This is a genomic window from Bacillus sp. TH13, from assembly GCF_016651175.1.
GTDB classification, from domain to species: Bacteria; Bacillota; Bacilli; order Bacillales; family Bacillaceae_G; genus Bacillus_A; species Bacillus_A thuringiensis_S.
Map to the genome: position 1 here is coordinate 2,319,811 of NZ_JAEKEJ010000025.1, position 12,690 is coordinate 2,332,500.

Sequence of the window (12,690 nt, forward strand, 5' to 3'; positions counted from 1 at the left end):
CTCTATGTAAGGAGCGTTTCTATATGATAAAGCGAATGTTAAAGCAAGTAGAACAGATGGTAAATGGTACTGGATTAGCAGAGCAATATGAGGGAACTATTATTCAAGGCGTGTCTATTGATACGAGAAAAATTGAAAAAGGAAACTTATATGTTCCGATTCAAGGGGAGCGTTTCGATGGACATGCTTTTGTAGATAAAGCAGTTGAAAATGGAGCTGTAGCTACATTATGGATGAAAGATGTAGCAAATCCACCCGAGAATCTTCCGGTTATTTTTGTAGAAGATACGCTATCTGCACTGCAAATGTTAGCGAAAAACTATCGCGATCAATTGGATGTTAAAGTTGTTGGTGTGACAGGTAGTAACGGTAAAACATCCACGAAAGATATTGTGACAAGTATTCTTGCAACTAAGTTCAAAGTTCAAAAAACAGAAGGGAATTTCAATAACCATATTGGATTACCTCTCACTATTTTAAACTTAGAAGAAAATACAGAAGTAGCTGTATTAGAAATGGGTATGTCAAGCCGAGGAGAGATTGAATTTTTATCTAAGTTAGCTCGTCCTAATGCAGCTATTATTACGAATATTGGTGAGGCACATTTAATGGATTTAGGATCTCGTGAGGCAATTGCTGAAGCGAAATTAGAAATTGTTACAGGGTTACAAGAAGGTGGCGTGTTCGTATATAATGGAGATGAGCCGTTATTAACGAATCGTGTTCCTGAAATGAATTTAGCAGCAGAAACAGTTACGTTTGGTGATGCAAGAGCCAACGATTACTATCCAACAACTGTAACATTACAGGCAACTGGGACACATTTTAAAATGAATAGAGATGAAAATATTTCATTCTACCTACCGGTATTAGGAAAACATAATGTGTACAATACACTTGCTTCAATGGCAATTGCGACACATTTTGGTGTGACGTGGGAAGAAATGAAACAAGGTTTAGTAACACTTCAAATGACGGGCATGCGTATGGAGATTGTAAAAACGGATAGTGGATTAACAATTATCAACGATGCTTATAATGCAAGTCCGACGGCTATGGAGGCAGCATTCCATTTAATGAATGGTTTAGATGGATTTACTAAAAAAATCGTTGTGCTCGGTGATATGTTAGAACTTGGAAATCAAGAAGTGCAGTTCCATTATGAGGTAGGTAAATTAATCGATCCAGCAAAAATCGCACATGTATTCACATACGGTAGATTAGGAGCTCAAATTGCTGAAGGAGCGAAAATTAATTTCCCTAATGAACGTGTAAAGGCGTATGATAATAAAGAAGAGTTAGTAAGAGATTTACAAGCGGTAGTCGATGCCAAAGATGTTGTATTAATAAAAGCATCTCGCGGTATGAAATTAGAAGAAGTAATTACGATGTTGAAATAATTGGTGTATATAAATAGGGATGATAGTCACGAAAATAGAAGAAACTTATAATAAGCGCTTACAGTAAATGATAAAAAAATAAAAGTAAAGAAAAAGGCCCTGAATATAAAATAAGGTAACAGTTGGGTTTGCTTTTTACACATACAAAACTTATAATTGATAAAGTGTAATAACGTTTAGAAGTATTTTCGTGAAGAATATACGCCCGGTTATATACGTGAGCATTCAGGAAAAGGGCTTTTCCGCAAATTCGGAAAACGCCTTTTTTTAAATGATAAGTATAGGATAGAAAAGGAGAAGTAACATTGACAACATTTCGAGAATTAGGATTAAGTGAGTCTTTACTGCAATCGGTTGAAAGTATGGGCTTTGAAGAGGCTACGCCGATTCAAGCTGAAACAATTCCACATGCATTGCAAGGTAAGGATATTATTGGGCAAGCGCAAACAGGTACAGGGAAAACAGCAGCATTCGGATTACCACTATTAGATAAAGTGGATACAAATAAAGAAGCAGTTCAAGGTATTGTTATCGCGCCAACGCGTGAATTAGCAATTCAAGTTGGAGAAGAGCTATACAAAATTGGTAAACATAAACGTGTTCGTATTCTACCAATTTATGGTGGTCAAGATATTAACCGCCAAATTCGTGCTCTAAAAAAACACCCACACATTATTGTTGGTACGCCGGGTCGTATTTTAGATCATATTAACCGTAAAACACTTCGCTTACAAAACGTAGAGACTGTTGTTCTTGATGAAGCGGATGAAATGTTAAACATGGGCTTCATTGAAGATATTGAAGCGATTTTAACAGATGTGCCAGAAACACATCAAACATTATTATTCTCAGCGACAATGCCAGATCCAATCCGTCGTATTGCTGAGCGTTTCATGACTGAGCCTCAACACATTAAAGTAAAAGCAAAAGAAGTAACAATGCCAAACATTCAGCAGTTCTATTTAGAAGTGCAAGAAAAGAAAAAGTTTGACGTGTTAACACGCTTACTAGATATTCAATCTCCAGAGCTTGCGATCGTATTCGGTCGTACAAAGCGTCGTGTTGATGAATTATCAGAAGCATTAAACTTACGTGGTTATGCAGCAGAAGGTATTCATGGTGACTTAACACAGGCGAAACGTATGTCTGTATTACGTAAATTTAAAGAAGGTGCTATTGAAGTTCTTGTTGCAACAGACGTTGCTGCACGTGGTCTTGATATTTCAGGCGTAACACACGTATACAACTTCGATATCCCACAAGATCCAGAATCATACGTTCACCGTATCGGTCGTACTGGCCGTGCAGGTAAAAAAGGTATTGCAATGTTATTTGTAACACCACGTGAATCAGGACAATTAAAAAATATCGAGCGTACAACAAAACGTAAAGTTGATCGCATGGAAGCACCGACACTTGATGAGGCATTAGAAGGTCAACAACGTTTAATCGCTGAAAAACTTCAAAGCACGATTCAAAATGAGAACTTATCATACTACAAGCGTATTGCAGAAGAAATGTTAGAAGAGAATGACTCTGTAACAGTAGTAGCTGCTGCTTTAAAAATGATGACTAAAGAGCCGGATACAACTCCGATTGCTTTAACATCAGAACCACCAGTTGTTTCAAGAGGTGGCGGTTCTAAAAAACGTGGCGGTAACGGAGGCGGATACCGTGATGGTAACCGTAATCGTAGTCGTGATGGACGCGGTGGTGGCGATGGTCGTAACCGTGATGGACGTAATCGTGACGGAAACCGTGATCGCAATCGTGATGGAAACCGTGATCGTAATCGTGATGGTGGTAGTCGTGGTCGTAGAGGTGAAGGTCAAGGTCGCCCAGGATCTTCAAATGGACGCGGCGAAAGAAAACATCATAGCCGTCCACAAGCTTAATAAAAAAAGAGAATGCCCTTTGCGGGCATTCTCTTTTTTTATTTCTGTAATTGTGCATACTACATAGTAGTTATGATAGAAAAGGGGCTGTTATATGCTTGTAAGGCTTGGTTACGTTGCGATGAGTGTGCATTTGAAGAATGCATCCCCATCTCAAACGATGACGTACGCACAGTTTCAGAAAATAGATGATCGTGATGCTGCAATTCGTAAACTTGAAAGAATTGCTAATTCCAATTTGGAAAATTGTTTGCGTTTATTAAAGCATAATAAGGGACATGACATATCTTTCTTTCGGCTTAGTTCTAAGCTCATTCCTTTAGCGAATCATGAGGAATTGCTAGAGTGGAACTATATTCGTCCTTTAAAAGAAAAATTGAAAGAATTAGGTGAATATGCAATTCATATGAATATGCGAATTGATTTCCATCCAGATCATTTTGTTGTACTAAATTCACCTGAGGAGAGTGTTTTTAAACAATCTGTAAAGACATTGCAGATGCACAAAAAATTATTAAAAGGCATGGGGATTGAACATAAGCAACGATGTGTACTACATGTTGGAGGAGGGTATAAAGATAAAGAACTTGCATTAGAGCGTTTTATAGAGAATTGGTCTAATGTCCCAAGGGGTATTCAAGAAATGATTATATTAGAAAATGATGATACAACTTTTACGTTAGAGGAAACATTATATTTAGGAGAAAAATTAGATATTCCTGTCGTGTTTGATTTGCATCACCATATGATGAATAATGAGCAAGAAGATTGGTATGAAGATTGGGCACGTGTTGTTCATACGTGGGAAACATCTTTGTTGCCAGTTAAAATGCATATCTCTAGCCCTAGAGAGGGAAAAGATCCAAGAGCTCATGCAGATTATATTAATGTAGACGCATTTTTATCTTTTTTAAGAAGGATAAAGGGAAGTGTTCCGCAAATTGATTGTATGATTGAGGCGAAGATGAAGGATGAGTCTTTATTTCAATTAATGAGGGATTTAAGCGAACATGTAGATGTAGAAATTATCGATGGTGCAAGCTTTTATATTAAATAAGCTTTGCACCATCGTTTTTTTTTGTTAAAAAAGGAGTTAAAATGCCGCCGGTTATTAAACCTGTTAAATGACTGATCGGATTGGCGGAAGGATTAAAGAAAGTAAATAGCAGTAATAGAAGTATCATAATTGAGAAAATGGCAATTTCTTTTGGTTTTGAAGAGCGGTATCGATTGTACAATAAAAATAATTGTGCGCCTAATAGTCCGAAAATACCACCTGATGCACCTGCGTGAATATATTCAGGTGGCATAATAATATAAGAAGAAATATTTCCAGAAATTCCAGAAATAAAAAATAGAATAAAAAAAGAAAAGTGTCCGAGTTGCTTTTCGATAGAAGAACCAAGTGCAAACAAAAAAATACTATTAGAAAGAAAATGTTGTAAGTCTACGTGTACCAGAAGGGAAGTTATGACACGCCACCATTCTCCTTTAGCGATATATTCATTAGAGGCTGCCAGTGGGAAGAGGAAAAAGTCGCCTAATATCATCAGGACTAAGTGAATAAGAAGTAAGGTGAGAATAGTCGGTTGTAAAGAAATCTGAGTGGATCTTATTAGCATACGGTTACTATCACCCCTTTTGCATCAGAAAGATTCTCTGTTATTCTTATCAATATGAAAGAAGAAAGTTAAATAGAAGAAGGGGATTTTGAAATGATTATAGGGATTGGAATCGATATTATTGAATTAAATCGTATTGAAAAAATGCTAGATGGAAAGCTTAAATTTATGGAACGTATTTTAACAGAAAATGAACGTAATGTTGCTATGGAGCTGAAAGGAAGTCGTCTTACAGAGTTTGTAGCTGGAAGGTTTGCAGCGAAAGAGGCGTATTCAAAAGCTGTAGGTACTGGTATCGGGAAAGAAGTGAGCTTTTTAGATATTGAAGTGAAAAATGATGAAAGAGGTAAGCCGATTCTGATTACAAGTACAGAGTATATTGTTCATTTATCAATTAGTCATAGTAAGGAATTTGCTGTTGCTCAAGTTGTTTTAGAAAGCTCGTCACGCTAGTCTGCATATTTTATATCTTTGTCTCATATATTTGAGGTAGCGATAAGGAAGGTACATCTTCCATTCATTTATAGGGGCAAAGGGGCTGAAGTGATGAAAAGGCGTCTGTTTTTAGTTCTTGTCGGTTTGTTGACCGTTTTTGTGTTGGCGGGTTGTGTGGAAAAGAAACAAGATGATGTCGTGAGAGATTTAGAAGCGAAAGTAAAAGGGATGAAAAGTTATCAAGCTGAAGCGAAATTATCTATTAAAACAGGAAATGAGCCTCAGGAGTATAATGTAGAGATTTGGCATAAAGAACCGTCTTTTTATCGTGTGAATTTAAAGAATGCAAAAAAAGATCAGAGCCAAATCATTTTAAGAAATGAAGAAGGTGTATTTGTATTAACGCCAGCACTTAATAAGAGCTTCCGTTTTCAAAGTGATTGGCCGCAAAATAGCAGCCAGGCTTATTTATATGAATCACTTGTAAGAGATATTTTGCAGAATAAGAAAAACCTTACTTTCGAGAAAACAGATAAGTATTATATTTTTAAAACAAAAACAAACTATCAACATCAAAATATGTTGCCGAAACAAGAGATTACACTGAAGAAGAGCGATTTGACTCCAGTTTCAGTGAAGTTAATGGATAATGATCAAAATGTTCTTGTAAAAGTAGATTTCTCTAAGGTGAAATTCGATGCGAAATTTGATAAAGGTGCATTTGATACGAAACAAAATATGTCTAGAGCGCAGGTAGATGTTCAAACAACAGCGAAAGAAGACAAACCGTTTGCTACTTTGTATCCGCTTGATACACCACAAGGTATGACTCTGCAAGATGAAAAAGAGTTGAAGACAGACAGTGGCAAGCGTGCGATACTCACATACACTGGAAATAAGAAATCCTTTACTTTAATACAAGAAAAGGCAAAAGTTGCAGAGGCTTCATCAGCGGTAAGTGTAAGTGGAGAACCGGTTGATCTTGGGTTTACGATTGGTGCATTGACGAAAGACTCTGTAACGTGGTCGCATAACGGAGTAGAATATATGCTCGTGTCTAAAGGTTTAGAGCCGAAGGAGCTGTTAATGGTTGCTCGTTCAGTTACAGCGAAGCAGGTGAAGTAAACTTCTTAGACGTGGTGATATATGTGCACCACGTCTTTTCTTAGTTTGAAGGTGGATTTCATAAAAGAAGCATATAAAAGAATAAGCTTCGCATATCGTGTATAAGGAAGTGTATTTATGGAAGAAGCACCATTTTACCGTGACACTTGGGTGGAAGTGGATTTAGATGCCATTTATAACAACGTTACACATATTAAAGAGTTCATCCCAAGTGATGTAGAGATTTTTGCTGTAGTTAAAGCGAACGCGTATGGGCACGATTATGTACCGGTGGCTAAAACGGCATTAGAAGCGGGTGCAACAAGGTTAGCTGTTGCTTTTTTAGATGAAGCTTTAGTGCTTCGGAGGGCTGGTATTACTGTGCCGATTTTAGTGTTAGGTCCCTCGCCGCCGCGTGATGTAAATGTAGCTGCTGAAAATGATGTAGCGCTAACTGTTTTTCAAAAAGAATGGGTGGACGAAGCAATTAAACTTTGGGATGGTTCATCTGTAATGAAATTTCATATTAATTTTGATAGTGGTATGGGGAGAATTGGAATACGTGAAAGAAAAGAGCTGAAAGAATTTTTAAGGAGTTTAGAAGGTGCACCGTTTTTAGAGTTAGAAGGAGTATACACGCATTTTGCAACGGCAGATGAGGTTGAGACTTCGTATTTTGATAAGCAATATAACACGTTCTTAGAGCAGTTAAGTTGGTTGAAAGAATTCGGAGTGGATCCTAAGTTTGTCCATACAGCTAATAGTGCTGCCACGTTACGTTTTCAAGGAATTACATTTAATGCAGTGCGAATTGGGATTGCAATGTATGGATTATCTCCTTCTGTAGAAATACGTCCTTTTTTACCATTTGAATTAGAACCGGCGCTATCACTGCATACGAAAGTAGCTCATATTAAACAGGTGATTAAAGGTGATGGAATTAGTTATAACGTCACTTACCGAACGAAAACTGAAGAATGGATTGCAACTGTAGCGATTGGCTATGCAGATGGGTGGCTTAGAAGATTACAAGGATTTGAAGTGCTTATAAATGGTAAAAGGGTACCGATTGTAGGGCGAGTAACAATGGATCAGTTCATGATTCATCTTCCTTGTGAAGTGCCGCTTGGTACGAAAGTTACGCTTATCGGAAGGCAGGGAGATGAGTATATTAGCGCTACAGAGGTTGCGGAATATTCAGGGACTATTAATTATGAAATTATTGCAACGATCAGTTTCCGTGTGCCAAGAATATTTATACGGAATGGTAAGGTTGTAGAGATAATTAATTACTTGAACAATATATAGAAGGTAGTATGATTGCTTCTTGTCATTGGAGTGACTGTTCATTGCTGGATAATAAGCTCTTTTTGATGAGAAGCTTTTTACTTATAATCATTTTTTATATAAGTTACACGTAAGTTTTGAAGAGGAGTTCTATTGTTTTTAGTTAGTTATGAGATAAAAAATTTAAGAAGATGAATGTTTTGTTTGTGAATTGGAAAACATAAGCAGGGAATAAGGAAGTCTTTGCAACAGGCTCCATACAATGGTATTATTACAATAGGTGTCATATATATATTTGGGTGTGTAGTTGACGGTGGAGGTGTATTTTTGTGTCCGAATCAAGTGTAACTACTGAAATCGTGGTTCGGTTGCCAAAGCAAATGGTAACGGAATTGGACGGAATTGGAAAACAAGAGAATAAGAATCGCCATGAACTAATTTGCCAGGCAACACAATTGTTATTGCGTCAACATAAGACGAAGAAACGCTACCAACATGAATCAATGCGACGTGGGTATATTGAAATGGGAAAAATTAATCTTGGTATTGCATCTGAAGCTTTCTTAGCGGAGTATGAAGCAGCTCATACAGTAGAACGCTTAGTTAGCGGGGGGTAATATTTTGATTGTAAAACGCGGCGACGTGTATTTTGCAGACCTTTCCCCAGTTGTTGGTTCTGAGCAAGGAGGCGTTCGTCCGGTTCTTGTCATTCAAAATGACATCGGAAATCGTTTTAGTCCAACGGTGATTGTAGCGGCTATTACTGCACAGATTCAAAAAGCGAAATTACCCACTCATGTGGAAATTGATGCGAAAAAGTATGGTTTTGAGAGAGATTCTGTTATTTTACTTGAGCAGATTCGAACAATCGATAAGCAACGCTTAACGGACAAAATCACTCATTTAGATGAAGTGATGATGAGTCGTGTAGATGAAGCGTTACAAATTAGTTTAGGACTAATAGATTTTTAAATCGGCAGTTTAAGTTGCTCTCTTTGAAGGGCAACTTTTTTTATTATAGAGGAGGTTACGGTTGTATATGGAAATGGTAGATAATCGACAAGCGTTAATGAAAATGTTAGTGAAAGAATTAGGCTTTAGCGAAAAGCAAGTTCGTCATGTTATTCAATTAACAGAAGAAGGTAACACAGTTCCATTTATTGCTCGTTACCGAAAAGAATGGACAGGCTCTTTAGATGAGGTGCAAATTCGTGCGATTTTAGAGAGATGGCAATATATGATGCAACTTGAAGATAGGAAGGAAGAAGTTATTCGTCTTATTGACGAGAAGGGGAAACTGACAGGAGAGCTAAGACAGCAAATTGTTAAAGCTACAAAGTTACAGGAAGTAGAAGATTTATATCGTCCATATAAAGAGAAAAGAAGAACGAAAGCAACGATTGCAAAAGAAAAAGGGTTAGAACCGTTAGCTGAATGGTTATTGTTATATAAGAAAGAAGAACCGGCTAAAAAGGCAGTGGAATTTATTAATGCAGAGAAAGAAGTGCAATCTGCAGAAGAAGCTTTACAAGGTGCACAAGACATTATTGCAGAAATGATTTCAGATGAAGCTGCGTATCGTAGTTGGATTCGAAATGTTACTTTTAGAAAAGGTATTATGTCTTCGTCTGTAAAAGGTGAAGAAAAAGATGAAAAGAATATATATGAAATGTATTACAGTTATGAAGAACCATTGCAAAAAGTAGTACCACATCGTGTATTAGCAATGAATCGCGGTGAGAAAGAAGATATATTGAGAGTTTCTGTTGTCCCACCAGTAGATGAGATATTAAATTTCTTATACAAGAAAGTAATTCGTGATAACGATTCTAAAAGTGCGCATTATGTACAATTAGCGATTGAAGATGGTTATAAACGATTAATTCAATCTTCAATTGAAAGAGAAATTCGTAAAGAATTAACAGAAACAGCTGAAGAACAAGCGATACATATTTTCTCTGAGAACTTACGTAACTTATTATTACAACCTCCGATGAAAGGGAAAGTCGTGCTAGCGGTAGATCCGGCATATAGAACTGGTTGTAAATTATCTGTAGTAGATGATACGGGGAAAGTACTACATATTGATGTTGTTTATCCGCATCCGCCTGTTCGTAAATATGATGAAGCAAAAACGAAAGTTCTTTCTATTATAGATAAATATCAAGTTGAAATGATTGCAATTGGTAATGGGACAGCATCTAGAGAAACAGAGGAATTTATAGTAGATGTATTACAAAGTGTGAAACAGGAAGTCTTTTATATTATTGTAAATGAAGCGGGTGCTAGTGTATATTCAGCTTCTGATTTAGCCCGTGAGGAATTCCCGAATTTACAAGTTGAAGAGAGAAGTGCCGTTTCTATTGGAAGACGTCTGCAAGATCCACTTGCTGAACTTGTGAAAATTGATCCTAAATCAGTTGGGGTTGGACAATACCAACATGATGTATCTCAAAAGAGATTGAATGAGTCATTAACATTTGTAGTAGAGACAGCTGTTAACCAAGTTGGGGTTAATGTAAATACGGCTTCGGTTGCATTGTTACAATATGTTTCAGGTTTATCGAAAACCGTTGCGAAAAATATTGTGGCAAAGAGAGAAGAGGATGGGAAATTCAAAAAGCGCACGGAATTAAAGGAAATTCCACGTTTAGGTGCAAAGACGTACGAACAATGTATAGGCTTCTTGCGTATATTAGAAGGAGCGAATCCGTTAGATCGAACAGGTATTCATCCCGAACAATATAAAAATGTTGAATTGTTATTGAAGAGTTTAGGGTTATCGATAGATGACGTAGGACAACCGCAATTACAAAAGAGATTGGAAGAAGTAGAGATTTCTAAGTTGTCTCAAGAAACGGGAGTTGGGGAGCCGACGTTAGTTGATATTATAGATGCGCTCATTAGTCCAGAACGAGATATGAGGGATGAGTTGCCTAAACCACTTCTGAAAAAAGGGATTTTGAAATTAGAAGATTTAAAACGTGGTATGGAACTAGAAGGAACAGTGCGTAACGTTGTTGATTTTGGTGCTTTTGTTGATGTTGGCGTAAAGCAAGATGGTTTAGTGCATATTTCTAAGCTTAGCAAACAGTTTGTAAAGCATCCGTTAGATGTTGTATCAGTAGGACAAATTGTAAAAGTATGGGTAGATGATATTGATACAAAAAAAGGACGCGTTGCACTATCTATGTTGCCGATTGAATAGTAAGAGAAGAGAGCAGATGAAACTGCTCTTTTTTTATAGAATAAAAAGTGTAATGGATTATGAGTTTTGATGTGTTTTGCTATAATAAAACCAGCATTCATTTAGCAATTTAATTTGATACCGGTTTTTTTCGAAATATGCACGTTGCATCTGTTTTTTTAGCCACGTAGGCATAGGAATCCCTCCTTGTTTAATCCTACTCTCAAAAATCTAAAGTACTATTAATGAGAGGTTGGTGAGTGGATTTCTATTCATGTTGTGTTTTTAGAAACCACGCGTCTTGAATGAGGATGGGTATATGTACTATTTAATATATGTATAAGAAGCGTGAAAAGTGTAAAAATATTTTTTTGTTTAGGAGGAATGAGAATGGACGAGAAAGAAATTCAACGGCTAGTGGAAGAAGTATCGCTACAATACTTCGGAATGCCGTTTTTACATAAAGCAAAGTTCAATAGTAGGTTGCGTACAACTGGCGGGCGTTATCTGTTGAAGAGTCACAATGTTGAACTGAATTATCGATATTACGAAATGTATGGTAAGGAGGAGTTAATCGGAATCATCAAACATGAACTGTGTCATTATCACTTGCATATTACAGGAAGAGGGTATAAGCACAGGGACAGAGATTTTCGTGAGTTGTTAAAGAAAGTTGATGCACCTCGTTTTTGTAAACGAATGATTAATGAAGAGAAGGAAAAAAAGATTTATAAGTATGAATGTATGGAGTGTTTACTTCAATATGTAAGAAGGCGTCAAATAAATACCAAAAGATATGTCTGCGGAAAGTGTAAAGGGAAACTCAAACCGATATCGAAAACATCTTGACAGTAAAAACGCAATCCAGTATAGTATAAACATGTCACGTTTGAACAAGATGTTGTTAAAAACTTCTTGACTTACAGAAAGAAATTTTATAATATACAAATTGTCTTCATTATTCCGCAGTAGCTCAGTGGTAGAGCTATCGGCTGTTAACCGATCGGTCGTAGGTTCGAGTCCTACCTGCGGAGCCATACAGAGAAGTACCCAAGTGGCTCAAGGGGCTCCCCTGCTAAGGGAGTAGATCGCTAACGCGGTGCGAGGGTTCGAATCCCTTCTTCTCTGCCATACATATTGGCCCGTTGGTCAAGTGGTTAAGACACCGCCCTTTCACGGCGGTAACACGGGTTCGAATCCCGTACGGGTCACCACTTCGGAGGATTAGCTCAGCTGGGAGAGCACCTGCCTTACAAGCAGGGGGTCGGCGGTTCGATCCCGTCATCCTCCACCATATGAATTTTATATGAATAGTATTATCGCGGGGTGGAGCAGTACGGTAGCTCGTCGGGCTCATAACCCGAAGGTCGCAGGTTCAAATCCTGTCCCCGCAACCAAATGGTCCCGTGGTGTAGTGGTTAACATGCCTGCCTGTCACGCAGGAGATCGCCGGTTCGACCCCGGTCGGGACCGCCATTTTAACTTCTGCTAATTGGCAGTTGTTTTTTATTGGACATTATGGTACAATGACATTTGTCTTTGAAAAGAAGATAATTTTTTCGATGGGCTATAGCCAAGCGGTAAGGCAACGGACTTTGACTCCGTCATGCGCTGGTTCGAATCCAGCTAGCCCAGCCATTTACGAGCCATTAGCTCAGTTGGTAGAGCATCTGACTTTTAATCAGAGGGTCGAAGGTTCGAATCCTTCATGGCTCACTTTTTGTTTTTTCCGCGCGGTCGTGGCGGAACGGCAGACGCGC

The 12,690-nt window shown here is 37.7% G+C and carries 12 protein-coding genes and 9 tRNA genes (1 of these 21 only partly in view); 19 read left to right on the forward strand and 2 right to left on the reverse strand.

All coding sequences use genetic code 11. The features are described 5' to 3' along the window. Positions 1–23 precede the first annotated feature (23 nt). The 3 genes from murF (at position 24) to uvsE (ending at position 4,352) form a co-directional block, all read left to right on the forward strand. Positions 24–1,400 carry a UDP-N-acetylmuramoyl-tripeptide--D-alanyl-D-alanine ligase gene (murF, locus tag JFU02_RS20455; protein ID WP_000595968.1) on the forward strand — a complete coding sequence of 459 codons (1,377 nt, stop codon included), beginning with the start codon at positions 24–26 and terminating at the stop codon, positions 1,398–1,400. A gap of 305 nt (positions 1,401–1,705) precedes the next feature. Further along, positions 1,706–3,295: a degradosome RNA helicase CshA gene (gene cshA / locus JFU02_RS20460; protein ID WP_000206602.1), complete on the forward strand. Its 1,590-nt coding sequence runs from the start codon at positions 1,706–1,708 to the stop codon at positions 3,293–3,295. 94 nt (positions 3,296–3,389) lie between these two features. Next, entirely contained in the window at positions 3,390–4,352 is a 963-nt protein-coding gene (gene uvsE / locus JFU02_RS20465; RefSeq protein ID WP_000961145.1) for a UV DNA damage repair endonuclease UvsE, read from the forward strand. Here the strand turns inward: uvsE and JFU02_RS20470 are convergent. Next, positions 4,345–4,917 carry a rhomboid family intramembrane serine protease gene (locus JFU02_RS20470; RefSeq protein WP_016078971.1) on the reverse strand — a complete coding sequence of 191 codons (573 nt, stop codon included), beginning with the start codon at positions 4,915–4,917 and terminating at the stop codon, positions 4,345–4,347. The genes uvsE and JFU02_RS20470 overlap by 8 nt on opposite strands. 93 nt (positions 4,918–5,010) lie before the next feature. Here JFU02_RS20470 and acpS point away from each other — a divergent pair, with 93 nt between their 5' ends. From acpS to JFU02_RS20500, 6 genes are all read left to right on the forward strand, one after another. Further along, a complete protein-coding gene (acpS, locus tag JFU02_RS20475; RefSeq protein WP_000583417.1) occupies positions 5,011–5,370 on the forward strand; it encodes a holo-ACP synthase in 360 nt (119 codons plus the stop codon). Positions 5,371–5,526: 156 nt separating this feature from the next. Next, positions 5,527–6,477, forward strand: coding sequence for an outer membrane lipoprotein carrier protein LolA (locus JFU02_RS20480; RefSeq protein WP_201072162.1), 951 nt, complete (start codon positions 5,527–5,529; stop codon positions 6,475–6,477). A gap of 117 nt (positions 6,478–6,594) precedes the next feature. Then, complete coding sequence (gene alr, locus JFU02_RS20485) at positions 6,595–7,764, forward strand: alanine racemase (RefSeq protein WP_000390595.1); 1,170 nt, start codon at positions 6,595–6,597, stop codon at positions 7,762–7,764. Between the two features lie 308 nt (positions 7,765–8,072). After that, entirely contained in the window at positions 8,073–8,360 is a 288-nt protein-coding gene (locus tag JFU02_RS20490; protein WP_000004570.1) for an antitoxin EndoAI, read from the forward strand. A gap of 4 nt (positions 8,361–8,364) precedes the next feature. Then, positions 8,365–8,715: a type II toxin-antitoxin system endoribonuclease NdoA gene (gene ndoA, locus JFU02_RS20495; RefSeq protein WP_000635965.1), complete on the forward strand. Its 351-nt coding sequence runs from the start codon at positions 8,365–8,367 to the stop codon at positions 8,713–8,715. A 67-nt stretch (positions 8,716–8,782) separates the two neighbouring features. Beyond that, the gene (locus JFU02_RS20500) at positions 8,783–10,951 is read left to right on the forward strand and encodes a Tex family protein (protein WP_142307734.1); all 2,169 of its coding nucleotides are present in this window, start codon (positions 8,783–8,785) and stop codon (positions 10,949–10,951) included. A gap of 57 nt (positions 10,952–11,008) precedes the next feature. Here the strand turns inward: JFU02_RS20500 and cmpA are convergent, their stop codons facing one another. Next, positions 11,009–11,125 carry a cortex morphogenetic protein CmpA gene (gene cmpA, locus JFU02_RS20505; protein WP_086406725.1) on the reverse strand — a complete coding sequence of 39 codons (117 nt, stop codon included), beginning with the start codon at positions 11,123–11,125 and terminating at the stop codon, positions 11,009–11,011. 195 nt (positions 11,126–11,320) lie between these two features. Between cmpA and JFU02_RS20510 the strand changes: the two genes are divergently transcribed. The 10 genes from JFU02_RS20510 to JFU02_RS20555 form a co-directional block, all read left to right on the forward strand. Then, positions 11,321–11,779, forward strand: a complete 459-nt coding sequence (locus JFU02_RS20510; RefSeq protein WP_000343551.1) for a SprT family protein — start codon at positions 11,321–11,323, stop codon at positions 11,777–11,779. 113 nt (positions 11,780–11,892) lie between these two features. Further along, positions 11,893–11,967, forward strand: a tRNA-Asn gene (locus JFU02_RS20515). 3 nt (positions 11,968–11,970) lie between these two features. Then, a tRNA-Ser gene (locus tag JFU02_RS20520) sits at positions 11,971–12,061 on the forward strand. 8 nt (positions 12,062–12,069) lie between these two features. Continuing rightward, positions 12,070–12,144, forward strand: a tRNA-Glu gene (locus tag JFU02_RS20525). Positions 12,145–12,148: 4 nt separating this feature from the next. Then, positions 12,149–12,224 (forward strand) — tRNA-Val (locus JFU02_RS20530). Positions 12,225–12,250: 26 nt separating this feature from the next. Continuing rightward, positions 12,251–12,327: transfer RNA gene (locus JFU02_RS20535), tRNA-Met, on the forward strand. 3 nt (positions 12,328–12,330) lie between these two features. After that, positions 12,331–12,406: transfer RNA gene (locus JFU02_RS20540), tRNA-Asp, on the forward strand. An 87-nt stretch (positions 12,407–12,493) separates the two neighbouring features. After that, positions 12,494–12,568: transfer RNA gene (locus JFU02_RS20545), tRNA-Gln, on the forward strand. Between the two features lie 5 nt (positions 12,569–12,573). After that, a tRNA-Lys gene (locus JFU02_RS20550) sits at positions 12,574–12,646 on the forward strand. 17 nt (positions 12,647–12,663) lie between these two features. Further along, a tRNA-Leu gene (locus tag JFU02_RS20555) sits at positions 12,664–12,690 on the forward strand (it continues 56 nt past the right edge of the window).